This window comes from Streptomyces sp. NPDC087263, assembly GCF_044744645.1.
GTDB lineage: Bacteria > Actinomycetota > Actinomycetes > Streptomycetales > Streptomycetaceae > Streptomyces.
This window is the reverse complement of the sequence record NZ_JBIUYT010000006.1, coordinates 459,856-486,740: the sequence shown is the minus strand read 5'-3', so window position 1 is coordinate 486,740 and position 26,885 is coordinate 459,856. Positions and strand designations below refer to the sequence as shown.

The window sequence follows — 26,885 nt, the reverse complement described above, 5'->3', positions numbered from 1 at the left end:
CGACGCTGTGCCCGCGGTTCCTCGGAACGGGCCCGGTGTCACTCCTCTCCGCCGACCAGTTCGCCGAGTCCGCCGATCGTCACCGGCGGACGCGCCGGCTCTTCATCGACGCGCGATACGTGGCGCAACTCGCCGCCTCCGCGCAGTCCGGGGCCCAAGCGGCCACATCCGGGACCGACATGAACAGCACACGACCCATAGGGGGAACGGGACCATGAACGGCACGGGGGACCCTTTTCGCATCCAGCTCCTGGGACCGATACGGGCCTGGCGACGGGATGAGGAGGTGGCGCTCGGCTCGCCCAAGCAGCGTGCGGTGCTCAGTCTGCTCGCCAGCCGGGCCGGCGAGGTGGTCAGTGGGGAGACCATCGCCGGCGCCCTCTGGGGCAGCGACGCCCCGCAGACCGCGGCCAACGGCGTCCACACCTATGTGGCCCGGCTGCGCCGCGCGCTGGAGCCGGGACGCGGCTGCCGGGACGCCAGTACGGTTCTCTCCTCGGAGCCCGGGGGCTACTGCCTGCGGGTGGACCCGGCGTCGGTGGACGCCACGCTCTTCGTCGAGCGGCACGGCCACGCCCGCAGATCACGCGAGGGCGGTAGTGCTGAAACGACACTGCGGATGTACGAGGACGCCCTGGCGCTGTGGCGGGGGGAGGCGTACTCCGGAGTGCCGGGGCCTTTCGCCGCCGTGGAAGGCGTCCGGCTGCGGGACATGAGGCTGACCGCGGTCGAGGAGTGGGCCGCCGTCATGCTGGAGGCCGGACAGTACGCCGAGGCGGTCGACGCCCTCTCGCGTGCCGTGTCGGAGGAACCGCTGCGCGAGAAGCTCCGCTGGCTGTTGATGCTCGCGCTCTACCACGCGGGCCGCCAGGCACATGCCCTCTCGGTGTACACGGAGACCCGGCAGCTGCTGAGCCGCGAACTGGGCATCGAGCCGGGGGCCGAGTTGCAGGACCTCCACCGGTGGATCCTCGCCGGGCAGCAGGAGTTGCGGCCGCTCGGCGGACGTATGCCCCGCAGGACCCGGGAGGGACTTGGCGCCGGCGTTCCAAGGCCGGCACAACTCCCCTCCATGGCACGCGGGTTCACCGGGCGCGACACCGAACTGAGGCAGCTGGAGGGCCTCTTGGACGACGAGTTCGCACAGCGCGGCACCCCGGTGATCGTGGTCGACGGCGCCGCGGGCGTCGGAAAGTCGGCACTCGTGCTGGAACTGGCGCACCGCCTCGCGCACCGCTTCCCGGACGGTCAGCTCTATGTGGACCTCTGCGGCAACGGACTGCGCGGCCGGCCGTTGAGCGCCTCGGACGCGTTGCTGCAACTGCTCACCAGCATCGGAGCCGACAGTGCGCGGATACCGCGGGACGTGACCGGCCGTGCCACGCTCTATCGCAGCCTGCTGTACGGCAAACGGATGCTGGTGGTGCTGGACGACGCCTTGAGCGTTGATCAGCTGAGGCCCTTGATACCGCGCGGCGAATCGTGCGTCGTGGCCACGAGCCGGCAGCGGTTCGGCGGGCTGGCCGCACGCGACGGCGCGCGCACGCTCACCGTCAAACCACTGGCCGACGCCGAAGCGGCACACCTGCTCACCAACCTGTCCGCAGGACGGCTCACCGGAGACCCGGGGGCCGCCCGGCGACTGGCGGCACTGTGCGGTGGACTGCCGCTGGCGCTGCGCATCACCGCGGAGAGACTCACCGCGAGCCCCGGTGTCCCGCCGGGAACGCTGGTGGAGCAGTACGCGGAGGAGAGCGGCCGGCTGGACCGCCTCACCATGGAGGACGATGCCCTGGCCAGTGTCCGCGACGCGTTCGAGACCTCCTACCAGGCGCTGTCCGGCGAAGCGGCGCGGATGTTCCGCTTCCTGGGGCTGAGCAAGGACGGACCGATCACCGTTCCCGTCGCGGCGTCACTGACGGACACGGACCGCGACACCGCCCGCCGACTGCTCGACCTGCTGGTCGCCAACCATCTCCTTGAGGCCCAGGGGCATCAGTTCCGCTTCCACGACCTCTTGGGGATCTACGCGGCCGAGTGCGCGAAACGTGAGCCGATGCTCAACAGGAGAGCGGCCCTGGCCCGACTGGCTGCGGCGAGCCGGGTCGCTCCGCGCGAGCGGGTGGCGGACGACGACAGGGGGCTGGCCTGTGCCGTCGTACTCGCGTAGTGCCGTCGTTTTCCGAGACCGCCGAGGGATCTCACACTGAGGTGAGGGCACCGTCCTCGGGCCCCGTCGGCATGCTGCGCAGTCTGCCGACGGGGGACAGGACGATCGGGATCAGCATCGCGGCGGAGACCAGGCCCGCGATCCACAGGGCACCGTGAAGACCCGCCAGCGCGGCCAGCAGGCCGCCGACGGGTCCGCCCAGCGCACCGCCGCCGTAGAGCAGCATGCGCATCGCGGCCGTCATCCGGCCCATCAGATGCTGCGGAGTGACGGTCTGGCGCAGACTCACGATGAGGACGTTCGAGACGCTGCTGCCGAAGTACTCCAGGAAGAACGAGGCGACGAACAGGCTCAGGAGCAGCCAGCGCGGACCGCCCGCGGCGGGAATCAGCAAGGGGCCGAGGAAGATGATCGAGACCGACACCCGGTAGGCGGTGCCCACCGACAGTCGGCGCACCACCATGCCGGACACCAGCGCGCCCAGCAGACCCCCCACGGCGGCCGCGCCCATGATGAAACCGACTGCGGCGGCGGGCAGTTCCTTGTCGCGCACGGCGTACAGCAGGAACAGCGTCTGCACCATGGTGAGGAGGAAGTTGCAGCTGCAGCCGACCAGGCCCATCGCACGCAGCAGCCGGTTGCCGAACACCCAGCGCAGGCCCTCGGTCAGTTCGGCGCGCAGACGACGTTCGGCCTTGGGTGCCTCCGGGGCGGGTTCCGGTTTCCTGATGAGGAGCAGCGACAGCACCGACAGTGCGTACGAGAAGGCGTTGGCGGTCATGGCGAAAGGCGCCGAGAACGCGCTGACCAGCGTGCCGGCCAGCCCCGGCCCGGCGATGTCCGCCGACGACAGCGTGGCGTTGAGCTTGGTGTTGGCCTCCAGCAGGTTGCGCCTGTCCTTCACCAGCACCGGAACGTACGACATCCAGCTGACGTCGAAGAGCACCGACGCCACCCCGATACCGAGCGCCAGGGCGTACAGCAGAGGGAGCGTCAGCAGGCCGAAGTGGTAGAGGACGGGTACCAGGCCGATCAGCACCATGCGGGCCAGGTTGGCGCCCAGCATGATGGGCCGCTTGCGCGACCGGTCCACCCATACGCCGAAGAGCAAGGCGAGCCCGAGGAAGGGAACCAGCTGGGCGAACCGCAACAGGCCCAGTTCCTCGGCCCCCACCTCGAAGACCAGTACCGCGGTGAGGGGGAGTGCGAGAAGGGTGATCTGGGTGCCGTAGAGGGAGAGTCCCTCGCCGGTCCAGAACACCATGAAGTCCCTGTTGTGCCAGAGAGACCGAGGGGGTGCCTCCGCCTCGGCCGTGGTGGCCGGTGCGGCGGGCGTGCCGTGCTCCGTCATGCCGGACCTGCCTCTCGTAGGGCTTGGTCGACGATGCCGCTGATGACGCCCAGCCCCTGGCCCTGCCACACGGAGTGGTGGTCGCCGGGTGCGGTGTGCTCGGTGAGCCGGCTCACATGGGGACGCCAGTCCAGCAGCCTCCCCTCCGACTCCGCGGCCTTGATCAGGATGGCGGGCCCTTGGTGGACGGAATCCAGCCGATGCCGCCGCAGGGCCAGCACGCCCGCACGGAAGAGGGCATAGCGCTCCAGCAGGAACTCCACGTCGAATTCCTCGGGTACGGCGCCGTCGCGCTCCGCCGCGGCGAAGATTTCCGCCGGTTCCGCCCCCGGCCGTATGCCTGCCAGAGCCTTGTCGACTTCGGGTGCCCGGTCACGGGTCACGCCGAGGAAGTCGTACAGGAAGTAGCGGGCCAGTTGCTCGTCGGGCGGCACCGACTGCGTCCCGGGCAGCGCCGCGTCGACGATGACGAGCAGCGGCACCTCCTCGCCCGCGGCGACCAGCAGCCGTGCCATCTCGTAGGCGACGACCCCGCCGAGCGACCAGCCGAGCAGTTGGTACGGGCCGTGCGGGCGGGCCGCCCTGAGCGAGTCCGTGTGCAACCGGGCCAGCTCGTCGATCGACTTGGCCGGCTCGGAGACGCCGTCGAAACCAGGTGCCTCGAATCCGAACACCGGGTGCCCGGTGTCGAGTTGGTGCGCCATCGCCGAATAGCAGTAGGGCGAACCCGAGACCGGATGGACGCAGTGGAGCGGGAGCAGGTCGCCTGCCTCCCGAAGGGGGACGAGACTGTCGACGAAGGGTTCCCTCACTGTGCCGACGCTCCGTTCGAAGTGGGTGCGAGCTGTGCGAGCCGCTCGTCGATGACGGAGGCGACGCCGCTGACGCTGCTCCCGCCGTACAGCAGGCGGACGTTCACCCTGATCCCGAAGTGCTTGTTGAGCCGGGTCACCGCACGCATGGCCTGCAAGGAGTTGCCGCCGACCGCGAAGAAGTCGCCGTCCGCGCCGATCCGGGGTACGCCGAGCACGGCCGCGAAGATCTCGGCCACGGTCCGCTCGGTCGCCGTCACCGGTGCGGCCAAGCTCTCCAGGGGTCCGCCGATGTCGTCCGGCGGCGCCGGCAGGGCCCTGCGATCGACCTTGCCGTTGGGAGTCAGCGGCAGCTCGTCCAGGACGAGCAGGGTGCCCGGCACCATGAAACGGGGCAGGGACCGGGCAGCGTGCTCGCCCACCGTCCCCGGCCGCACGGTCCGGCCCGCCTCGGCGACGACATAGGCGACCAGCCGTCGGTCGCCCGCCCCGTCGGGGTGCGCGGTGACGACCGCCTCCCGGACGGTGTCGTGGGCGCGCAGTACGGCTTCTATCTCGCCGAGTTCGATCCGCAGGCCATGCAGTTTGACCTGGAAGTCCGCCCGGCCCAGCAACTCGATGAGACCGTCGGGCCCGTAGCGGGCCACATCGCCGGTCCGATAGAGGCGCTCGCCCGACAGCTCGCCGAACGACCAGTCGAAGAAGCGCTCCGCGGTCTGCTCCGGCCGGCCGAGATAGCCCCGGGCGAGCCCGATTCCCGCCAGGTGGAGTTCGCCGGGAACACCCGGCGGCACCGGCTGGAGAGAGTCGTCGAGGATGTAGGTGCGCTGGTTGGCCATGGGGCGCCCGTACGGGATGCTCGTCCAGCGGTCGTCGGTCTTCGTCACCTCGTAGACGGTGGAGTGGATGGACGACTCGGTGGCCCCGCCGAGGGCGATGAAGCGCAGGGCGGGGGCGATCGCCCGTGCCCGGTCGGGCAGCGACACGGGTATCCAGTCGCCGCCGAGCAGCGCCAGGCGCAGGTCACCGAGCGGCTGCGCACCCGTGCTGTCGAGGTGGTCGACGACCATGTCGAGGAGAGCGGGAGCCGAGTTCCAGACGGTGACCCGGTGGGCGGCGAGCAGTTCGGCCCAGTGCTCCGGGTCCTTGGCCCGCCCCGGCTCCGGCAGGATCACCGTGCCGCCCGCGGCCGTCAGCCCGAGGAACTCGTACACGGACATGTCGAAGCTGGGCGACGACAGCGCGAGGACCCGGTCGTCGGCGCCCACGCCGAAGCGGGAGTTGAGGTCCGCGATGTTGTTCATCACCCCGCGATGGCGCAGGGCGATCGGCTTGGGGGCGCCGGTGGATCCCGAGGTGTGGATGATGTACGCGAGATCGTCGGGGGTGGCGCCGCCCGCGGGATTGTGGTGCGGGCGCTCGGCGAGGAGTTCCTCGACCTGGTCGAGGAGGACCACTGGGGTGTCCGTTCCGGTGTCCGGCAGCGAGAGGCTCGCTGCCGGTCCGGTACGGCTGACCACCACCGCGCAGGAAGTGCCGGTCACCATCGTGGCGAGGCGCTGCTGCGGGTAGTCGGGGTCGAGCGGCACATAGGCGCCGCCCGCTTTGAGCACGCCCAGGACAGCGATCAGCAGGTCGGCGGATCGCTCCAGGCAGATGCCGGCCCGCCGGTCGGGGCCGATGCCCAGATCGCGCAGATGATGGGCAAGACGGTTCGCCGCCTCGTTGACCTCGTGATACGTCCATGTCCGGCTGCCGCCGACCAGGGCGACGGCGTCGGGTGACTCGGCGGCGCGGTTCTCGAACGCGGTGTGCAGGCACACGTCGTGCGGAAGATCCGCCGCGGTGTCGTTCCATTCGACGAGCATCCGGCGCAGTTCGTCCCGCGGGAGCAGGCGCAGCCGCGACACCGGCCGGTCCGGATCGGCGAGCCCGTCGTCCAGCAGAGTGCGGTAGCCGACGAGGAGACGCTGGATGGTGGCCCGGTCGAAGAGCTCGGGGGCGTATCGCAGCTCCGCGGTGGGAATGCCGTCGTCGCCCGGCGGGTGCAGCACCAGCTCGAACTCGTCCGGCTGCGCCGGCTCCGCGACCAGCTCCGGCCCGGCGGCCGTGTCGCGGGCCAGCTCGGCCAGGGTCGCCGTCCCGGTGACGGTCCGGTTCAGGCGGGTCGCGCCCGACCCGGGTGTCCGCACGGCGAAGCCGAATTCAGACTGTCCGCTCCAACGGTGGAGCAGCGCGGTGAAGCCGGCCAGGAGCAACTCCTCCGTGGCGGTTCCCGCCGAGGGGCCGAGCCGCAACTGAGCGGCGCCGGTACGTTCCGGAGTGGCTCCGGGCAGTCGTGGCCGGTCGGCCGGCAGCAGCGCGGGCGGTGCCGGCACGGGGGATGTCCTGGGGGCTGTGTTCCGGCTCAAGACCTCGCTCCTCGGTCGCGGTCGGAGACCTCGGCGGTGCCGACTCCGGCGCCGAAGGGCAGTGGATGGGTGCGGCACAGAGCGGCGACCTCGGCCGCGACCCGGTCGCGCACCACGGGATCGGTGCGGAACTCGGCGTCGCCGAGCACGGTGGTGGCGGTGAGCACCTCGTGCAGCAGACCGGCGCAGACCCGCATCTGGGCGGGACCCATGCCCCGTTGCGACAGCACGTTCGTGCCCAGTCGCAGACCGCTGGCGACGAGAGGGGCTTTGGTGTCCTTGGGGATGCGGTTCCGGTTCGTGAGGATTCCGCAGTCCTCCAGGGCACGTTCGGCGACCACACCGGTGATGCCGCGATCGAGTATGTCCAGTAGCACCATGTGATTGTCGGTGCCCCCGGCCAGGACCCGGTAACCGAGCCCGGCCAGGTCCTCGGCGAGCGCCACCGCGTTGTCGACGACCAGCCGCATGGTCGCCTTGAACGCCGGTTCCGCGACCAGCTTGAGCGCATGCGCCTTGGCGGCGATCGACGCCGGGCTCGGCGTCCCCTGCGACTGGGGGAAGACCGCACGCTGCATCAGCTTTTCGAGCGGGGTACGGCGACTGTCCGGGCCGGGCGTCCGGTGCTCCTGGCCGATGAGGATGAGCCCTCCGCGCGGCCCGCCCAACTGCTTGTACGTACTGGTGGTCGTGATGTGCGCCAGGTCGATGGGGCTGGGGTGTTCGCCCGTGGCCACCAGACCGGCGATGTGCGAGATGTCGGCCACCAGATAGGCCCCGACGGAGTCCGCGATCGCGCGGAACCGGGCGAAGTCCAGTGTCCGGGGATAGGCGCTGGCTCCCGCGATGAGCACCTTGGGGCGATGGGCCAGGGCCAGCTCGGCCACCTGCTCGTAGTCGATGAACCCCTGTTCGTCGAGGCCGTAGTGGACCGCTCGGTAGTGACGCCCGGTCACCGAGGCGGCGGATCCATGGGTGAGATGGCCGCCGGAATCCAGGTCGAGGGCCAGCAGTACACCGCCCGGAGGCACCAGCGCGGCCAGCACGGCTTGGTTGGCCGAGGAGCAGGAATGCGGCTGCACATTGGCATAACGGGCGCCGAAGGCCTGCTTGGCCCGGTCCACGGCCAGTCGTTCCACCGCGTCGAACCGGGCCGCACCGGGGTGGTAGCGGGCCCCCGGATAACCCTCGGCCGTCACGTTCGACAGGGCGGCGCCCCCGGCCGCCAGGACGGCCGGGTTCGCGATGCTGGCGGACGCCACCATGGCCAGGGTGCCAGCCTGCTCGCCCACCTCACGGTCGAGGACCAGGGCGAGTTCGGGATCGGTTCGGCTCAGCAGCGCCGCTCCCTGGTGCAGGAGCAGAGTCTGCGCGGAGCCGGGGTTGGGGTTGGGGTTGGAGTCAGTGTCCACGGCGGACCCGGAGCGGGTGCCGGTCTGTCGGAGGTCGTGGGAGGGGAGTGACACCCGTGAGGTCTCAAGCACGGCTACCCGTCGCCTCCTTGGACGCCGTCAGCGCGTCGATGGCCGTGGCGACCGTGGCGACCGTGGCACCGCCGTACAGAAGACGGACGTTGACCTTGACGGTGAAGTGCTTGTTGAGCCGGCTCACGACGCGCATCGCCTGTAGCGAATTGCCCCCGAGCTCGAAGAAGTTGCCGTCGCCACTGATCTGCGGCAGGGACAGCACAGCACCGAACACCTCGGCCACCTTCTCCTCGGTCGCGGTCACCGGGGCGACGAAGCTCGCCGTCCCGTCGCCCGAACCGGCCACCGGAGCGGGCAGCTTGGCGCGGTCGATCTTGCGCGCCGCCGTCAGCGGGAACTCCGCCAGCTCCACCCAGCCTGTCGGCACCATGTACTCGGGCATCGTGCTGCCCAGGTGCTCACGGAGTTCGGCCACGGTCGGCGAGCTGTCGCCCAGCACGGTGTAGTACGCGACGAGCTGCTTCTCCCCGTAGTCCTCGCGCAGCAGGACCACGGCCAGCCGGACCTTCGGGTGCGTCAGCAGCCCGGACTCGATCTCACCGAGCTCGATCCGCAGCCCGCGCAGCTTCACCTGGTTGTCGAGCCGCCCGATGAAGTCGATCTGTAGATCGCGGTTCCAGCGCACCAGGTCCCCGGTGCGGTAGACCCGACCCGCACCCAGGAACGGGTCGGGGACGAACTTCTCCTCCGTCAGCTCCGGCAGGTTGAGGTAGCCACGGGCCAGGCCCTCGTCGCCGCCGATCAGCAACTCGCCCGGGACGCCCACCGGAACCAGGTTGAACTCCTTGTCCACCACGTAGTGCAGGCGGCTGAACTCGGGCCTGCCGATGGGCGGCGAGGACTGCCATTCCTTGTGCTCGCACAGGTACTCGGTGGTCGCCACCGACGCCTCGGTGGGTCCGTAGAGGTTCACGAACTTGCGACCCGGAAGATTCCACTTGTTGACCAGCTCGGCCGGCAGCGCCTCGGCGCCGCCCATGATGTATTTCAGGTCCGGGTACGGCCCCGCGTCGACCACGGAGAGGATCGCGGGGGACAGGCCGGCGTAGGTCACCCGCTGGTCACGGATCAGGGCGCCGAGCGACTCGGGGGACGAGGCGTCCTCCGGCGCCACGAGGACCAGCGCCGAACCGCTGATCAGTCCGGCGAAGATCTCGCCCTCGGACATGTCGAAGGTCAGCGCGGGCAGTTGCAGGAGCCGGTCCTCGGTGGTCCACTCGCCGAAGGTGCGCCGGTACGCCTCGATGAACATGCGCAGACCGCGCTGCTCGATCATCACGCCCTTGGGACGCCCGGTCGAGCCGGAGGTGTAGAGGACGTAGACCAGGGAGGTCGGCTCCGCCCACTCCTCCAGCGGTTCGTCGTCCGGCTGCGCCTCGATGAGCTCCCAGTCGGCGTCGATCCGGATGCTCTCCCAGCCGCACGAGTCCGGCAGGTCGCCCACCGAGGCCGACCGTGTGATGACCAGCGGGGCCTTGGTGTCCCGCAGCATGTGGTCCAGCCGGGCGTTGGGGTGCGAGGGGTCGATGATCGTGTAGGCGGCGCCTGACACCATGACACCCAGGATCGCCACCAAGGCGTCCAGGTCGCGGTCCATCGCGATGGCTACGACCTCCTCGCGGTGCACTCCCCGGGAGCGGATGTACCGGGCGAGCTTGCCCGCCTGACGCATCAGCTCGCCGTACGTCAGCTCCACGCCACGGCAGACCGCCGCGACCAGCTCCGGGTTCTCCTCGGCGATCCGCGCGATCGTCGCGTGCACCGGCTCCGTCGGGTAGTCGAAGTCGGCGCCGCGCCCCACCTCCAGCAGCTCGCGGCGCTCTTCCCCGGACAGCAGCGGCAGCGCGGAGACCGGGGTGTCCGGGGCGTCCGCCGCGGCGGCGAGCACCGTCCGGAAGTGTCCGATCAGGGCCTCGACGCGCCAGCGGTCGTAGAGGTCGCTCGCGAACTCGACGATCAGACGCAGCCGTTCGGTGCCCTCCACAAAGCTGAAGGAGAGGTCGAACCGCGAGCGGGAGCCGGCCACCGTGATCGACTCGGACGTCAGACCGGCCAGCTCCAGCGTGTCGCTGGTGCTGGACTCGCCCAGCAACTGGCAGGCGATCTGGAACAGCGGGTTGCGTCCCGCGTCCCTGGTCGTCTGCACCCGGTCCACGACATGGTCGAACGGCACATCCTGGTTGTCGTACATGTCGAGGTTCGCGTCGGCGACGCGTTCGAGCAGTTCGGCGAAGGTGACACCGCCGGACAGGTCGCACCGCAGTACGGTCATGTTGATGAACAGGCCGACGACGTCTTCGAGTTCCGGGTCCGTGCGGCCGAGCATGGGCACTCCGAGGGCGATGTCGTCCTGCCCGCTGTAGCGGCTCAGTACGACGTTCAGCGCCGCGGCGACCACCATGTAGAGGGACGCGCCCTGCTCATGGGCCAAGGCGCGGGCCTTCTGTAGCAGTTCGGCCGGGAAGTCGACCACGAAGGTCTCGCCGTTCTGCGTGGGCTCCGTCGGCCGGAGCCGGTCGGCGGGCAGTTCGAGCGCCTCGAGACCGGCCAGCCGCTCCTCCCAGAACTTCAGCTCCTCCTCCCAGACGCCGTCGGCCCGCTGCTTGCGCTGCCGCTTGATGTGGTCGTCGTAGCCGATGGAGAGTTCCGGCAGGGACGGAGCAGTGCCCGTGGCCAGGGCCCCGTAGGCCTGGGAGAGTTCGCGGCTGATCACACCTCCGGACCAGCCGTCGGTGATGATGTGGTGGAAGCTCAGGCTGAGCACGTGCTCCTCGGGGGCCAGCCGGAACAGCTGGAACCGGGAGATCGGCCCCGCGGCCAGATCGAACGGGGTGTCCGCCTCGGCCTGCAGCGCCTCGTGCAGTGCGCCCTCGGCGTCGTCGGCCGCCAGGCCGGAGAGGTCCCGGACCGCCAGTGGCCGGTCCTCCGCCGGTGAGACGACCTGATAGGGGACGCCGTCCTGCGCGTGGAAGGTCACCCGCAGCTGCTCGTGGCGCCTCACCAGCAGGTTGAGCGCACCTTCGAGAGCAAGCGGGTCGAGCGGCCCGCGCAGCCGGTAGGCCACCGGCACGTTGTAGGTGGTCTCACCGGGATTCATCTGGGACAGGAACCACAACTGTTCCTGTCCGAAAGACAGTTGGATGCGCGCATCGGCGGTGTGCAAGCTCATCGTCGCAGGACTCCATTCGGGTGTTCACGGTGGTTTCCCAGGGGCGGGGGAGCCCGGGCTCGGCGCACCGGGGCGGCAGGAAGCCAGCCCCGGAGGGCCGGGGCGGCAGCAGGCAAGGGAAGAGCACGGAAGGCAGGCCGGGACCCGGGGGTTCGGCGGCAGCGCCGGGTCAGCGGGTCTGGACGGAGCCCCCGGAGGTTCGGCGGCAGCGCCGGGGTCAGAAGGCCTGGACGGAGCCGGCCGTGGGAGAGACGGGCCTGAGCACACGCTCCACGCGGCGCAGCCCCTCGGTCACGGCCTCGGGCGAGCGTGCGAAACAGATCCGGAAGCCGTCGGTCGCGCCGAGTGTCTCGCCGGGCATGAGCAGCACACCCAGGTCCAGTGCCCTGCGGCACATCGCCAGCGGCTCCTCCCCGGTGTTCAGCCAGAGCCAGGCGAACGGGGTGTCCTCGGGCTCCACGAGGGTCACGGCGTCCGCGTTGCGCCGGGCGAAGTCCCGGACCAGGGCCAGCCCTTGGAGGGTGAGGTCGTGGTACGCGCGCAGATGGTGCTCCCGGTTGGCCAGGACGTCGAGGGCCAGGGTCTCGCACAGCACCGAGTTGGAAATGGTGGACAGGAACTTGCGCCGGGCGCAGATCTCCACGACGTCCGGCGGACCGTAGAGCCAGCCGACCCGCAGTCCGGGGAAGCCGTACACCTTGGACAGGCTGGACACGGAGATCACCCGATCACTGCCCAGGGCGGGGGATCGCGAGAGGTCGAGCGCGTACTCCTCGTCGAGCAGAAGATGGGCGCCCGTACGCTCCGCCAGTGCCAGCAGGCCGCGCAGGTCCTCCTCCGCGATGCGCCGACCGGTGGGATTGCACGGGGTGTTGGCGACGATCAGCCGCACGTCGGGCCCGGCCACCGCCTCGGCGGCCTCGACGTCGAAGCTGAGGTCGGGGCGGAACCCGACGAGTTCGACACGGCAGCCCAGCTCGGGGGGCACGTCCCAGGACTGCTGCCAGCCGGGCCGGAAGGCGATCACCCTGGATCCGGGTGTCAACAGTGCCGTGTACACGAGGTAGAGCGCCTGCTGGGCACCTTGGGTGATGAGGATCGAGTCGGCCGCCCCGCCGTACAGGCCGGCGACCGCTTCGCGGAGGGCGTCGAGTCCCCGGTCATGTCCGTAGTCCAGCTCCAGTCCGGGCGGCACCTTGAGGGCGTCGAGGCGTCCGGGGACCATGTTGCTGTCGCCCAGGTCGATGTCGAAGCGCCCCACGGCGTCCTCGAACACCCACCTCTGGATCGGATAGTCACGCGACTGCTGCGAGGAAGTGGTCACCGTAGGTTCCCCGCTGACGCCATCCGGTCGAGTCGTGCGCGCAGGGCGGGTGCGAAGGACCCGGCGGCGACCTGCTCGGCGTCGCCGGTCATGGTGACATGGCCGTCGTCCGCGATGGTGATCTCCACGCTGCCTCCGGGCATCCTGACCTCGACGCTGCCGTCGCACAGCCCGAGTTCGCGGGCCGCGGACACCGCGGCACAGGCGCTCGCGCCGGACGCCGTCACGTACCCGGCGCCGCGCTCGAACACCTCCAGCTCCATCACGGCCCGGTTCGCCATGCGCGCGAACTGCACATTGGTGGCTTGCGGGAACCGGATGTGCCGGGCGATCCTCGGGCCGAGCCGCCGGGCCAGCTGCGGTGACGGGTCGTCCACCAGGACCACCGTGTGCGGATTTCCGTTGTACACACAGGTGACGACGAGTTCATCGCCCTCCACGGACAGCGGCACACCCACCGCACGGCCGATGTACGGCGCCCCGGCCTCGTCGAGCAGGGGCAGATCGGCGGCCTCGAAGCTGGGCTGCCCCATACCGACCTCCACGCGCCCCGCGTCGGCGTCGAGGACCCGCACCGGGCAGTCACCTGCGGCCGTGCGGAGGGTGAACTCCCGCCCGTCGGCCCCTGCGTCGCGCTCCTGCTCGGCGAGATGGAGCGCGAACATCCGCAGTCCGTTGCCGCTCCTTCCGCAGTCGGAGCCGTCGGAGTTGTACAGGTCGAGGGCGACCGGCACACCGGCACGGGGCGTCTCCAGCGGCCCGTAGAGGACACCGTCCGCTCCTATGCCACGGTGCCGGTCGCAGACCAGCCGGATCGCTTCAGGGGTCACGGGGAAGTCGGTGTAACGGGGGTCGATCACCAAGTAGTCGTTGCCTGCTGCCTGATATTTGAAGAAGTCGATCACAGCTGATCTCCAAGGGCTGCTGGGCGCGGTGCCGCCCCGAGGCGTCGTGCCTCACCTCGGGGCGGCACCCCGGTTCACTGCTCGGCGAGAGCGGCGGAGTCGTGCTCCTCGCCGTACCACTTCTCGGCCCACCGTGAGAACGCGACGATGACGATGTCCCGGTGCCCGGGGCCGCCGTCGGCGGAGAGCACGTCGGTGACGTCATGGGCCAGCGCCTGGTCGTCCAGCAGGACCGCCTGTCCCGGTTCGAGCGTGCCGCTCCAGAAGGGCGCGTCGGCCCGGGGCTTCCACAGACGGGTGGTGCCGCCCGCGGCGTTCACCTTGTTGAGAATCGCGATCATCACGAACTCGTGCCCGTCGTGGTGCACGCCCTCCGGGGTGAGGGGGCCCGGCTTGCCCCCGTCCGCACGCGTCCTGTTCTGGTGGACGTTGATCTGCCATTCGTCGGACCTGTCGAGGCCGAGTTCACGGATACCGGCCTCGATCAGCGGAGTGAAGTCCACCTTGATCGGCTCGTAGACACGGCGGATGCCGCCACCGACCGAGTTGAACTTCTTGTACGTCGTGTAGTTGCGGTGCGGGAGACGATCGAACGACCACTCGTCGTTGCCCTGAGGGGTGATGCGGTACTGCGAGAACCGCTTGAAGCGGGTGCCGTTGCCCATGTATTCGTCGACCGGGCAGTCGTCGTAGCTGGGCAGGATGTCGGGCGGGACGTCCGACAGTTCGATGATGGTGAAGCCTTCGCTGCCGAGGGGCATGGTCTCTCTCCTCCGGGATGGGTGGCGTCGTGGGACTTCAGACGGCGAGGGTCGGCATGCGCTCGTCCAGGTAGGCGGCAGAGGAGTTGAGCCGCCACAGGATGCCGCGGGCGATGGCACGGCGCATGTACGCGGACTCGGCAGCGGGCAGCACCACGTTGTGGAACCAGCCCTGGGCGTGCTGGGAGTCGATGGTGATGTGCAGCCGGTGATAGGTGATCCCGACCTCCGGCAGGCCCAGGCGCTCCCAGGCGTGCACGACCTGGACGAACCTGTCCGGAGCCATCCACTCGGTCATTCCCAGGAAGCCCACGGCCTCCGCGTACAGGGAGCGGTGGCGGCACAGCATGACCGCGAGATTGCCGTTGAGCAGCGAGGTGCCGGTGAGCGAGCGACCGAGCTCCTCCTCCGAGATCTCGAAGACCTCGAAGATCTTGTTGAAGAGGTGGGTGTGGACCTCGGCGTGATCGCCGTTGCCCATCTCGTCCCAGAAGTTGGCGGCGATCTCCATCTTGGCCGCGCCGGCGGTGCCGACCTGCATCATGGCGAGCAGGTCGTCGAAGCGGCCGTCCACGACCGACTCCTGCATCACGTAGTTCCGCAGGTCGCTCTCGGAGGCCGTGTTGCGGATGAACTCGTGGTAGTAGGGGTGCTTGTACACCCGGTGCTCGCGGGCGGTCTTCTTGAGCCAGGACAGGTATTCCCGCGGCTCGGTGGGCGCGTCCTCCAGCAGCCCCGGCTCGATCAACCGGTCCTGGGCGGCCGCGGTGGCTGTCTCAAGGAGACGGGATATCTCGTACACGACAACGGATCCTTCGGCGTTCTGCTGCTGAGGGATCTTCGTGTACAGCTGGTAGATACGGTCGAGCAGAAACTGCTGGGCGTACAAGGCGCTGCTGTCGCCCGCGGCCGCAGCGGCGTTGATGTCGGCCACCTCGCCCAGGACGCGGGTCCGCTCGCCGCCCGACAGGTCGGAGTCGACCTTCTCCGGTGCGGAATCGAGCAATGCGCGAATCTTGTCCACGGTGGACAGGAACGAATCACCGGATACAGTCAGGCCCTTGGAGCCGCCGACTTCTGCCATGTCTTCCCCCTTGGATTCGCTGAACGAATCAGATTTCCGTCACGAAACTCTCTGCACCGTCATCCGCAACGACGACGGAGGGCGGGCCTCGCACCCAACGGTCTTCGGCGGAGAGTCAGGAATTTCCCTTTCACGGGTCTTGAACTCCCCTTCCCCTGCCTTGTGGCACGCTGCGAACGAAACCCACACCTGCCGTCCCTGTGATGCGGGATGTTGTTCTGCGGGGGCGGAACCGAAAGATTGCGGTCCGGTTCTGCTCCCCTTTTGGTGCAGCCCTTCCCGGTGTCATCGGACGGGCTGAATTTCCACATGGACGGCGGGTGTTGCCATTCTGCAAGGGCGTCGCTGGACGGAGTATGTACGCCGTCTGTACGCCGCCGCCCGTAGCTGTCAAAGGCCTGGTGGCAGCAGGTGGAACCAATAACCTGTGACGGTCCGTTACTTTCTTCGCCCGATAGTGACAGGGAGGTGGATGACGGCAGTCGCTGTCACTCAAGGGGAGTTGCGGCCGACGTGAGTTGTCACCGAGGTGAACAGGGAATGCGGGAGGGGCTGAGGCGGCTGCGCGAGGCCGCCCGACCTTTCGGGGAGATCCGGAACGGCTTGACCGAGGTGGCTCAGTCGCGGCCGGTGCTCTTGTCGAATGAACCGGAATGCGGAGTGGCGCTGGGAGCGGCTCGGTCGATTCCGTTGGGGCGCGGATTCCTGCGTGCTGCCACTTCCATCCAGTTGGTCCAGTTGGTCCAGTCGATCCGCTCGGTCCACTCTGTGCGCTGCATGCGCACGGCTCTGCGTTCATGGCTTCATGAAATCCGATGGGTCGGACATGACGTGTGTGAGGCCGACGGGCTGTGGACAACTCCTGTCGTGGCCATGGTCATGGTTATCCACAGGGCAAAGCGGAATTTTGAGATCCGCGGGATGGTCTCGGCATGACGAATCACAACGAAGCGGCCGGCCTGTCCGGCGACACATCCGGCGACAACAGGTTTGGTATCGGGTCCGGGGAAGGGGCCGATGGCGGGGATGGCGGCACGCCGGACGGGCGCGATCAGCAGAGCGGGCACGTCGGTCGGCTGGGGCGCGCGGGGCAGGAACAGATCGGAGGGCCCCAAGATGATGAACGCGCCGCGTACGTCGGGAGGGATGAGCTGAGGGGCGGGGATGAGCTGAGGGATGGGGATGAGCTGAGGGGCGGGGATGAGCCGCGGGACGGGGACGAGCTGAGGGACGGGGACGAGCCGCAGGGCGGGGACGAGCGAGGCGAGCTCGCAGGGCAGGTGGGGATTGACGCGGCAGCCGGTCGGGTGGGTCATGGCGGGCCCGGACGGTGGGCGGGGCACGGCCCCTTCGGGCACGACTCCGAACGTGGCACTCCCGAGCCGGGCTCGGAACGTGGCGCCCCCCAACCGGACTCCGGACTCGACGCCCCCGAGCGGGACTTGGGACTCGACGCCCCCGAGCCGGGCTCGGGACCTGACACCCCCAGGAAGGGCCCGGGACGCGCCGCGCCCGGCGGCCCGTCCGGCGAGCACCAGGTGACCTTGCGGACACCGGCGGAACTGGCCGACGCCCTGCCCTATTTGCTCGGGTACCGGCCCGAGGACAGCATCGTGCTGGTCGCCCTGCACGACGGCGAACGGCGCGGTCGCTTCGGCGGACGAGCGCGGCTCGGTATCCCCGCCAACGCGGACGACTGGCCGTCCGTGGCCGAGCAGCTGGCCCAGGGTTTGGTGAAGGGAAGCGCGCGGAGGGGCGCCCCGCCGGAGAGCATGGTCGCCTACCTCTGCCAGGAACCGGCGCGCGGCGAATCGGGGCGGGAGGTCATGGAACGGCTGCGTACGCTGGCGCAGTTGCTGCGTACGGCCTGCGGTCGCCTCGACGTTCCGGTGATCGAGGCCCTCTGTATCTCCGACGGTCGTTTCTGGTCGTACTGCTGCCCGGGCCAGGGGTGCTGTGCGCCTGAGGGCCAGTCAATGGGCATGCCCGGTACCTCGGTTCTCGCTGCCGCCGCGACCTATGCGGGACTCCAGGTACGGGGCAGCCTGTGGGAACTGACGGCCAGGCTCATTCCGTGGGAGACCGAGGTCGCGGAGCAGGAGGTCGCGCTCGACAGGGCGAGCACGGCCCTCGTTCCCAGGATTCTGGATGGCGAGAACCGCGCCGCTGTTGCCCAGGAGACCCTCGGACTCGCCCAACAGGTCATGTTCCGGCTCGCCGACGCTCCGCCGGTGTCCGGCACGCGTCCGGCGGACCTGCGCGACGACGGCCTGCTGGAGCATGAGGAGGCCGCCACCCTGATCCTCGGCCTTCAGGACCGCACGACCCGGGATCGCGCCGCGGAGTGGATGGAGGGCGACGAGGCCGTTCCAGCGCTGCGGCTGTGGCGAGCGTTGGCGCGCCGCTGCGTCGGCTCCTACCGCGAGCATGCCGCGGCGCCCCTCACGCTCGCCGGATGGGTCGCCTGGTCGACCGGTGACGAGCTTGAGGCCCGGGAGGCCTTGGCCATGGCTCTCGGCGTCGATCCCGACTATCTCTTCGCCCGCCTCCTGCACCAGGCCTGCAACGAGGGCCTGGACCCGGAATCGGTGCGCCGTTGTCTGCGCGCGGAGCACACCGGCCGTGTCGCAGGGGAAACGGAGCAGCCGAGGGAACTCGCGGCATCGAGCCCAGCACCGGTTCACCTGCCCGGCTCCATGGCTCGGTCGCAGTCACCCGAGGCGATGGCGTCCTCGGGCGGCTTTGAATCGGGCGGCTCCGATTCTGTTGGCTCCCATTCGGTTGGCTCCCATTCGGTCGGCTCCGGTTCGGCCGGAGTCGTGGCCCAGCCGCCCGGGACCGCCAGTCGGCGTCGCCGCCGGGCACGCCCGACAGGGAGCGGTGAAACACGTCCGAGCCGGCGGACCCCGGGCGCGGGAAGTGGCCGACGGCGTCGGCCCATCGACGGTGTCTCGTCGGCTGGGGACGGACCAGGCCGTGCCGCCGAGGGCGCGAGCGGACACTCGCGGGCTCGCCGTGACTGCGGACGGCATGGCGCGGAGGAGGACACGTGAGCGCGGGCTCCTCTCGAACCGACGGCGCATGGCACCTCCACCACGCATACGCCAATGGACGCCCAGACGCAGGCGCCAAGCCGGTGAACTGGGTGAACGGGGCGAACCGCATCCACCGCGCCATCCCTCGTGGCCGTTCCAGCCGTACCGAGCACGCCCGCAGCGCGCCCGCGTCCCGGGTCGCGCCCTACCCGGCTCCCCACCGCCATTCGGTCGGCTTCCCCGGCCGAGGGCGTGACCCCGAGCGGGGCCGTCCCGTTCACCTGAGTGGCGGAACCGTGGCCGGGCCGCGCCGCCGCAGTGCCCCCGCCCTTTCGGAGCCCCCCACCAGGCGCCGAGCGCGCCCAAGCCGCGCCGAGCGCGGAGGAAACCGCCCCATGTCTCTGCCCACTCCGCCCTCGTCTCCCGACGGCGATCGCCCGCCCCTTCGCAAGACCGGGCGGCCCCTCACGAGTCGAGGCGGCCCCCCGAACCCGCGCGCGGCTGGGGACAGCGCCCGGCCCTTCTTCGCGGGAGCGGGCGGCCCCGCGGCTTCCCGGATGTCGGTGCCCTTGCCGCCCCGGACAGTGGACCTGCCACCTGTCCACACGGCCCTGATCTGCGTCGCCCTGCCAGGACTGGCGATCTCCACGGATCAGGGGCAGTTGACCGGGCGAGGCCTGGAGGGCTTCTATCGCGCGGGACGGCGGCTGCTCTCCCGTTGCCAGGTCCGGGTCGCCGGACGCGAACCGCTGGCAGTTCAGGCCCGAATGCTCACGGCCGACCGCGCCCGATTCGTGGGGACGCTGCGCTCGTCCGCCGACGGAGGCCCGGATCCGGATGTCGTCGTCGAGCGGACACGGCACGCGGACGGCACAGAGCGGATCACTCTGCGGAGCGCGGCCTCTCGTACGCTGCGGCTGCCTGTCGAAGTCGCGCTAGGCACCGACCTCGCGGAACTGAGCTCGGTCGCCGCGGGCAGGGCCGGGCCCGAACTGCCCGCGAGCGTCCACGACTCCGGCCTACGCTGGTCCTGTGCCACGGGGCACTCCGCCGTCACCGCCGACCCTCCACCCGTCGACGCGCTGGCCTCCGCCGGACTGCTGCGCTGGGAGTTCGAACTGCCTCCCGGCGGCACCCGGAGCGTGGAGCTGCGCGTACGACCGGATGGTGCGGGCGCCAACAGAACGGTGGGGAGTGGCGGCGCGGCGAGCCCGATCGCACAGGCCCGGGCAGCGGGCGACGACCCAAGGGCCCAGGCGCTCCTGCACACCTGCGTCGAGGATCTCCGGGCTCTGTTGTTGCGCGACCCCGGGCACCCGTCCGACACGCACCTCGCGGCCGGGGCTCCCTGGCGGTGCGGCCTGGCCCCGGCCGAAGCACTGGTCGCCGCACGGATGACGTTGCCGCTCGGAACCCGGCTCGCCCTGGGCACTCTGCGGACTCTCGCACGTACCCAACTCGTGGGCCCGCGGTCCGGACTGATTCCCGGACCACGCAGGGACGCGGGCCCGCACCTGCCGCCGGGTTGCACGGCCACCGAGGCGACCCTGCTGTTCCCCGTACTCCTTGCGGAGGCACGGCGCTGGGGGCTCGCGGCAGGGGAAGCCGAGGAGCTTCTGCCCGCGGCCGAGCGGTGCCTCGACTGGCTGCGGACGGCTGTCGGCGACGGCATCTACTTGCCCGACTCCTTCTCCCAAGGACCGCTGCGCTCCGAGACCCAGGCGCACGCCCATCGGGCCGCACTGGTGGGCGCCGACCTGCTCGACGCGCATGGCCGGCCCGGTGGTGCGGGACTGCGGCAGTGGGCCCAGGCACTGCGGACCGCGTTCCGCGAGGACTTCTGGGTCGAGGACCGGGGAGGCGGCAGACCGGCGGCCGCCCGCGCCCCGGACGGTCGCCTCGTGCCGCACCTTGCCGCGGGTGCCGCCCATCTCCTTGACACCGGTCTGCTCGGCTCCGGCGCGACGGCCCCCGGATTGCTCGACAAGGTGCAGACCGAGCAGCTCGCCCGGCTGCTCGGAGGCCCCGTCATGGACTCTGGGTGGGGGCTGCGCAGCCTCGGGGTGAAGGAGGCGGCGTACAACCCGTTCGGCCATCGGGCCGGCGCCGTACGCGTTCAGGAGAGCGCCGTCGCCGTCGCGGGGCTGGCTGCCGCTGGCTACGAGAAGGAGGCGAGCTCCCTGTTGCAGGGCGTGCTGGCGGCCGCCGAGGCCTTCGATCACCGGCTGCCCGAGATGTACGCGGGGGAGCAGCGCGCGCAGGGCAGTGCCCCGCTGCCTCATCCCGCGGCGTGCCGACCCGCGGCCACGGCCGCGGCCGCAGGTGTGCTGCTCCTCACCTCGCTCGTGGGGATCCGCCCCGACGCCCCGGCCGGGACGGTGACCCTGCGCCCGGTCCGCAGCGCTCCGCTGGGCGAGATCGGGCTCACGGGACTGCGCATCGCGGGCGCTCCCTTCTCCGTACGCGTCAGCCGGCTCGGCCTGGCCATGGTCGAGGAAGCGGCCGAGGGGCTGCAGTTGGGGGTGTGACCTTGTGCGACAAGCCTGCGGACGGTGATCGGCCACGGCTGGGGAGACCTGCACCTGAGGGAAGTGGATCAGCCGTGGAAGCGGCCGACGAAGGGCGTGTTTATCGTCAGGCAGACGACTATGATCGCGGCATGCCCTACGACCCATCGGCCTTTCCGCCCTTCGCTGTGACCGTGGACCTGGTGGTGCTGACCGTGCGCCGCCACGCTCTGTGCGCGCTGGCGGTACGGAGGGGCGAGCAGCCGTTCCAGGGGCGGTGGGCACTCCCCGGCGGCTTCGTGCGGACGGACGAGGATCTGGCGCAGGCGGCGGCGCGCGAGCTGGCCGAGGAGACCGGGCTGCGCGCCCACGACCCCTCCGCCCCCGCGCAGGACAACGGCGCACACCTGGAGCAGCTGGGGACGTACGGCGACCCCAAGCGCGATCCGCGGATGCGGGTGGTCAGCGTCGCCCATCTCGCCCTGGCCCCTGATCTGCCCGCGCCCCGAGCCGGCGGCGACGCCAACAGTGCGCGCTGGGCGCCCGTCGAGGAGTTGCTGCAACAGGGTGGTTATGGCCGTGACGGAGAGCAGGCGGCGCCTCTCGCCTTCGATCACGCGCAGATCCTCTCGGACGGTGTGGAGCGCGCCCGGTCCAAGATCGAGTACTCGTCGCTGGCGACCGCCTTCTGTCCGACCGAGTTCACCGTCGGCGAGCTGCGCCGGGTGTACGAGGCCGTGTGGGGTGTGGCGCTCGACCCGCGCAACTTCCACCGCAAGGTGACGGGCACACCGGGCTTCCTGGTGCCCACGGGCGGTACGACCACACGCCAGGGTGGTCGCCCGGCCCAGCTTTTCCGCGCGGGCGGCGCCACGCTGCTCAATCCGCCCATGCTGCGCCCCGAGGTCTGACCAAGGGGGGAACACAGGTCCGGGCGCGCGAGCCGGAGTGGGGCCGCGGGCAACTTGAGCCTTGTCCGAGGCGAGGCCCAAGTTGCCCGAAAAACCGGACATATAGCGCTATCTTGCCTTGGGTGATCCAGGCCATCGGACTGACCAGCAACCGCCGCAAGGAGCTTCCGCCCGCCCTCGACGACGTGACCTTCGAGGCGCGCGGGGGCCGCGTCACAGCGATCGTCGGAGCCCCGGGCGCGGGCAAGACGACGGTGCTGAAGCTCATGCTCGAACTCCAACAAGGCCGCGGAATCACCTACTTCAGAGGCCGCCCACTGCACCGGATCGCTCATCCCTCGCGCGAAGTCGGGGTACTCCTGGGCGAGGTGCCCGGCCATCCGGCGCGTACCGTCCGCGGACAGCTCCGCATGCTGTGCGCCGCCGCCGGCGTGCCGGTGCGGCGCGCCGACGAAGTCCTCGAAGTGGTCGGGCTCGTCAGTCTGCGTGACGAGCGCCTGGGCACGCTGTCGCGTGGCATGGACCGCCGCCTCGGTCTGGCGTGCGCACTGTTGTCCGACCCGCACACCCTCCTCCTGGACGATCCGGCCGACGGGCTCTCCGCCCGCGAAGGCCGTTGGCTGCACGGGATTCTGCGCGCGCACGCGGCCCAGGGCGGCACGGTGCTGTTCACCACGGACGACCTCAAGGAGGCCGCGCACACCGCCGACCGGGTCGTCACGCTGGACGCGGGCCGCCTTGTCGCCGACCAGGAGGTCGCGGACTTCGCCCGCACTCGGCTGCGCCCCCGAGTGGCCGTCCGCAGCCCCTACGCCGCCCGGCTCGGTGCCCTGCTGACAAAGGAGGCCCGTACCGCGCGGCGTTCCGTCGAGATCGTGCGCGAGGACGGCAACCGGCTCTCCGTGTACGGCAGCACGTGTGCCGACGTAGGCGAGACCGCCTTCCGGCACGGCATCCTCGTACACCAACTCGCGGACGAGATCGGCGACATGGGGCCTACTGCCGCGCCACCGGCAGAGGGCGGCGCACAGGAGAGCGCCGAGCCACACGTGGCCGAGGGGCCGGCCGTGGACGCGCACTCACCTCTCCCGCCGCCCATCGCCGTACGGCAGGCGCCGAGCCCGCTGCGCCCTCTGCGCTACGAACTGCGCCGCGCCGCCGGCGTCGGCACGGGTTACCTCACCGCCGTGGCCGTTCTTGCCGTCTCGGCCCTCCTGTCCGTACTGCTTGCCAGAATCGGTCACACGCCCCAGCCGCGCCTGCTGGCCGCGTGGCCACAGGAGCTCCCGCTGCCGCCCGCCGCGCTCGGTGCGGGGCTGCTCGGCGCGATCGCCTTCGGCGACGAGTTCCGCCATCCCGCCCTGGCCGCGGACCGCGGCACCGTCCCCCGCCGCCTGGGACTGCTCACCGCGAAACTCCTCGTCGCCTCGGTCACCGCCCTGACGCTGGCCGTCCTCACCGTGGGATGCGACTTCGAAGTGCTCTATCTCGTCTACGGACGGGAACTCACCGGAGTTCCCGCCGACTGGCTCTCCCTGGGAGCGAGTTGGATCGGGCTGGTGATGGGCTGTGCCTGGGCGGGTGTGCTGGCCGCGGGCATCTTCCGGTCCACGACCGCCGGGCTCGCCGCGGTACTCGCCGTGCCGATCCTCGTCGTACCGCTCGTACAAAAAGCCCTGGAGGGGCCGTCTGTGCGGACCGCGGCCGGGTTCTCCGGGAGGATGCGCGAGCTGGTGCTGATGCAGTGGCCGTTCGGTGGAGAGCGGTATCTGGCGGCCGGGGTGCGGACGCTGGCTCAACCTGTCGGCGGCGCGCTGATGTTGTCGCTGACCGCTCTGCTCTGCGCATATCTGCTCACGACCCTGCGAAGCAGGGTCCGATGACGACCGCCCGCGCCCTTCCGGTTCCGTGGTGCGCACAACTCCCCGGAGAACGCCCATTTCTTTCCGATAAGGCGTCAATTGCGACGGGGTGAGCGATCACCCTTTCGTGTGCTTTTCACCAAAGACCTCAAGGGAGTTGGAGACAGCGCCGACAAAGGATCCGTGAGTACCCTTGCGCAGACCATGATGACCGCCGCCCGCTCCGCAGACTCCGGCCTGGCCGGCCCGGGCGAACTCAACCGTTACCCCTATGCCGAGGCCCCTGGTGCCGGCCGCGTGGGCCCCCCCGCGTGGGAGGGCGCGGACCCCGAGCTGGGCCGCGTGGGCCGACGCGGCACGGGCAACCGCGGACGCGGGCTGCACGGTCAACTCGTCCAGCAGCTCGGCCAGATGATCGTCTCCGGCGACCTCGGCGCGGACCGCCCGCTCGTTCCCGAGGAGATCGGCCAGCGGTTCGAGGTCTCCCGTACCGTCGTTCGTGAATCGCTCCGTGTCCTGGAGGCGAAGGGGCTGGTCAGCGCCCGCCCCAACGTCGGCACGCGGGTGCGCCCCGTCAGTGACTGGAACCTCCTCGACCCGGACATCATCGAGTGGCGTGCCTTCGGGCCGCAGCGTGACGATCAGCGGCGTGAGCTCAGCGAGCTGCGCTGGACGATCGAGCCGCTCGCCGCGCGGCTCGCCGCCGGGCACGGTCGCGAGGATGTCCAGCAGCGGCTCGGCGACATGGTCGAGATCATGGGCCACGCCATGGCACAGGGTGATTCGCTCACCTTCTCGCGCGCCGACGCGGAGTTCCACGCGCTGCTCATCCAGCTCGCCGGGAACCGGATGCTGGAGCACCTCTCCGGGATCGTGTCGGCCGCGCTCCAGGTCTCCGGAAACCCCGTCACCGGCTGCGACCGGCCGAACGACGCCTCGCTGGGACACCACGCCCGGATCGTCGATGCCCTTGCCGCGGCCGACGGTGCGGCGGCCGAAGCTGCCATGCGCCAACTGCTCACCGTGCATCCCGAGGTGGAGCGCGTGGTGCCCGCGCCGCGAGAGCACTGACCGCGCACCCATGGCGACGCGGTCGGGGGCGTGTGCCCTCTCGTGGCATCGCCTGGCCGGCGAACCGTCTCCCGCGGGACCCCGTCGGATCCTCCTTGGACCTGGCGGGGTCCGGCGGTGTGATGGGGCGGTGCGCTCATCGGCTGACCTCATCTGACCGTATCTGGCCGCTTTTGAGCGCTTACGGGGTGTGACTCGGGCCACGCAGATTGGGCGTAACGCTCTTCGAGGCAGCGCGATGACCTAAGAGGTGGCAGCCGAGGAGGGAATACAGACGCCGTTTGTGGCGCTGTGCATCTTCCCGGCCCCCGCCCGCGCCGTCGGCCCATCCCCAAGTCGGCGGTCGTCGGCTCCTGTCCCCACCGGACGGGGCCGGAAGCCGTTTTCCAACGTTCCGAGAGGTTGTTCGTGTCGGCCAGCACATCCCGTACGCTCCCGCCGGAGATCGCCGAGTCCGTCTCTGTCATGGCGCTCATCGAGCGGGGAAAGGCTGAGGGGCAGATCGCCGGCGATGACGTGCGTCGAGCCTTCGAAGCTGACCAGATTCCGGCCACTCAGTGGAAGAACGTACTGCGCAGCCTCAACCAGATCCTCGAGGAAGAGGGTGTGACGCTGATGGTCAGTGCCGCGGAGCCAAAGCGCCCCCGAAAGAGCGTCGCAGCGAAGAGTCCTGCCAAGCGAACCGCCACCAAGACGGTCGCGGCGAAGACCGTGACCACCAAGAAGGCCACCGCCACCGCTGCCCCGGCAGTGCCCGCCGCCGACGAGTCGGCCGATGACGCGACGGCGCAGAAGGCCGTTGCCAAGAAGACGGTCGCCAAGAAGGCCGTCGCGAAGAAGACGGTCGCCAAGAAGGCTGTCGCGAAGAAGACCACCGCCAAGAAGGACGACGCGGAGCTGGTCGACGACGAGGCGGCCGAGGAGACCCCGGGTGCCAAGTCCGGCGACGAGGAAGAGGAGGGGGCCGAGAACAAGGGCTTCGTCCTCTCCGACGACGACGAGGACGACGCGCCCGCCCAGCAGGTCGCCGTGGCCGGCGCCACCGCCGACCCGGTCAAGGACTACCTCAAGCAGATCGGCAAGGTCCCTCTCCTCAACGCCGAGCAGGAGGTCGAGCTCGCCAAGCGCATCGAGGCCGGTCTGTTCGCCGAGGACAAGCTGGCCAACGCCGACAAGCTCGCCCCCAAGCTCAAGCGCGAGCTGGAGATCATCGCCGAGGACGGCCGCCGCGCCAAGAACCACCTCCTGGAGGCCAACCTCCGTCTGGTGGTCTCCCTGGCCAAGCGCTACACCGGCCGCGGCATGCTCTTCCTGGACCTCATCCAGGAGGGCAACCTCGGTCTGATCCGCGCGGTGGAGAAGTTCGACTACACCAAGGGCTACAAGTTCTCCACGTACGCCACCTGGTGGATCCGTCAGGCGATCACCCGCGCCATGGCCGACCAGGCCCGCACCATCCGTATCCCGGTGCACATGGTCGAGGTCATCAACAAGCTCGCGCGCGTGCAGCGCCAGATGCTCCAGGACCTGGGCCGCGAGCCCACCCCGGAGGAGCTGGCCAAGGAACTCGACATGACCCCGGAGAAGGTCATCGAGGTCCAGAAGTACGGCCGCGAGCCCATCTCGCTGCACACGCCGCTGGGCGAGGACGGCGACAGCGAGTTCGGTGACCTCATCGAGGACTCCGAGGCCGTCGTCCCGGCCGACGCGGTCAGCTTCACGCTTCTCCAGGAGCAGCTGCACTCCGTTCTCGACACCCTGTCCGAGCGTGAGGCGGGTGTCGTCTCGATGCGCTTCGGTCTCACCGACGGTCAGCCGAAGACCCTCGACGAGATCGGCAAGGTGTACGGCGTGACGCGCGAGCGGATCCGCCAGATCGAGTCCAAGACGATGTCGAAGCTGCGTCACCCCTCGCGTTCGCAGGTGCTGCGCGACTACCTCGACTAGGTCTCGGCAGTTCGTCACGCAGGGCCCGGCTCCCACGGGGGAGCCGGGCCCTTTCGTGTGCGCGCGGAGTGCGAGCCC

At 70.2% G+C, this 26,885-nt stretch carries 18 protein-coding genes; 7 read left to right on the top strand and 11 right to left on the bottom strand.

Annotation, left to right across the window (positions count from 1 at the left end; all coding sequences use genetic code 11):
• Positions 1–214 precede the first annotated feature (214 nt).
• Positions 215–2,170, top strand: coding sequence for a BTAD domain-containing putative transcriptional regulator (locus tag ACIPC1_RS22345; RefSeq protein WP_402519362.1), 1,956 nt, complete (start codon positions 215–217; stop codon positions 2,168–2,170).
• A gap of 31 nt (positions 2,171–2,201) precedes the next feature.
• On the opposite strand, the gene ACIPC1_RS22340 is transcribed toward ACIPC1_RS22345, so the two are convergent.
• From ACIPC1_RS22340 to ACIPC1_RS22290, 11 genes are all read right to left on the bottom strand, one after another.
• A complete protein-coding gene (locus ACIPC1_RS22340) occupies positions 2,202–3,521 on the bottom strand; it encodes an MFS transporter (protein ID WP_402519360.1) in 1,320 nt (439 codons plus the stop codon).
• Complete coding sequence (locus ACIPC1_RS22335; RefSeq protein WP_402519358.1) at positions 3,518–4,333, bottom strand: alpha/beta fold hydrolase; 816 nt, start codon at positions 4,331–4,333, stop codon at positions 3,518–3,520. Before ACIPC1_RS22335 ends, ACIPC1_RS22340 begins: the two co-directional genes overlap by 4 nt.
• A complete protein-coding gene (locus tag ACIPC1_RS22330; protein ID WP_402519356.1) occupies positions 4,330–6,711 on the bottom strand; it encodes an amino acid adenylation domain-containing protein in 2,382 nt (793 codons plus the stop codon). The genes ACIPC1_RS22335 and ACIPC1_RS22330 overlap by 4 nt, the downstream gene beginning before the upstream one ends.
• A gap of 29 nt (positions 6,712–6,740) precedes the next feature.
• A complete protein-coding gene (glyA, locus tag ACIPC1_RS22325) occupies positions 6,741–8,228 on the bottom strand; it encodes a serine hydroxymethyltransferase (protein ID WP_402519355.1) in 1,488 nt (495 codons plus the stop codon).
• Positions 8,221–11,400, bottom strand: a complete 3,180-nt coding sequence (locus ACIPC1_RS22320; RefSeq protein ID WP_402519353.1) for an amino acid adenylation domain-containing protein — start codon at positions 11,398–11,400, stop codon at positions 8,221–8,223. Before ACIPC1_RS22320 ends, glyA begins: the two co-directional genes overlap by 8 nt.
• 217 nt (positions 11,401–11,617) lie before the next feature.
• Positions 11,618–12,724, bottom strand: a complete 1,107-nt coding sequence (locus tag ACIPC1_RS22315; RefSeq protein ID WP_402519351.1) for an aminotransferase class I/II-fold pyridoxal phosphate-dependent enzyme — start codon at positions 12,722–12,724, stop codon at positions 11,618–11,620.
• Positions 12,721–13,629, bottom strand: a complete 909-nt coding sequence (gene dapF, locus ACIPC1_RS22310) for a diaminopimelate epimerase (protein WP_402519349.1) — start codon at positions 13,627–13,629, stop codon at positions 12,721–12,723. Before dapF ends, ACIPC1_RS22315 begins: the two co-directional genes overlap by 4 nt.
• Positions 13,630–13,703: 74 nt before the next feature.
• Positions 13,704–14,390 (bottom strand): 2OG-Fe dioxygenase family protein, encoded by a 687-nt coding sequence (locus tag ACIPC1_RS22305; protein ID WP_402519347.1) that lies wholly within the window; start codon positions 14,388–14,390, stop codon positions 13,704–13,706.
• A gap of 37 nt (positions 14,391–14,427) precedes the next feature.
• Positions 14,428–15,474, bottom strand: a complete 1,047-nt coding sequence (locus tag ACIPC1_RS22300; protein ID WP_402519346.1) for an iron-containing redox enzyme family protein — start codon at positions 15,472–15,474, stop codon at positions 14,428–14,430.
• A 617-nt stretch (positions 15,475–16,091) separates the two neighbouring features.
• Entirely contained in the window at positions 16,092–16,253 is a 162-nt protein-coding gene (locus ACIPC1_RS22295; RefSeq protein WP_402519345.1) for a hypothetical protein, read from the bottom strand.
• 24 nt (positions 16,254–16,277) lie between these two features.
• Positions 16,278–16,790, bottom strand: a complete 513-nt coding sequence (locus tag ACIPC1_RS22290; RefSeq protein ID WP_402519344.1) for a hypothetical protein — start codon at positions 16,788–16,790, stop codon at positions 16,278–16,280.
• A gap of 222 nt (positions 16,791–17,012) precedes the next feature.
• Here ACIPC1_RS22290 and ACIPC1_RS22285 point away from each other — a divergent pair, with 222 nt between their 5' ends.
• The 6 genes from ACIPC1_RS22285 (at position 17,013) to ACIPC1_RS22260 (ending at position 26,807) form a co-directional block, all read left to right on the top strand.
• The gene (locus ACIPC1_RS22285; protein ID WP_402519567.1) at positions 17,013–18,527 is read left to right on the top strand and encodes a DUF4192 domain-containing protein; all 1,515 of its coding nucleotides are present in this window, start codon (positions 17,013–17,015) and stop codon (positions 18,525–18,527) included.
• Between the two features lie 539 nt (positions 18,528–19,066).
• A complete protein-coding gene (locus ACIPC1_RS22280; RefSeq protein WP_402519342.1) occupies positions 19,067–21,037 on the top strand; it encodes a glycogen debranching N-terminal domain-containing protein in 1,971 nt (656 codons plus the stop codon).
• 131 nt (positions 21,038–21,168) lie between these two features.
• Positions 21,169–21,927: an NUDIX domain-containing protein gene (locus ACIPC1_RS22275; RefSeq protein WP_384376528.1), complete on the top strand. Its 759-nt coding sequence runs from the start codon at positions 21,169–21,171 to the stop codon at positions 21,925–21,927.
• 122 nt (positions 21,928–22,049) lie between these two features.
• Entirely contained in the window at positions 22,050–23,810 is a 1,761-nt protein-coding gene (locus tag ACIPC1_RS22270) for an ATP-binding cassette domain-containing protein (protein ID WP_402519340.1), read from the top strand.
• 162 nt (positions 23,811–23,972) lie between these two features.
• On the top strand, positions 23,973–24,860 hold the full coding sequence (locus ACIPC1_RS22265; RefSeq protein ID WP_384376522.1) for a FadR/GntR family transcriptional regulator: 888 nt from the start codon (positions 23,973–23,975) through the stop codon (positions 24,858–24,860).
• Between the two features lie 408 nt (positions 24,861–25,268).
• The gene (locus ACIPC1_RS22260; protein WP_402519338.1) at positions 25,269–26,807 is read left to right on the top strand and encodes an RNA polymerase sigma factor; all 1,539 of its coding nucleotides are present in this window, start codon (positions 25,269–25,271) and stop codon (positions 26,805–26,807) included.
• The last annotated feature ends 78 nt before the right edge of the window (positions 26,808–26,885 follow it).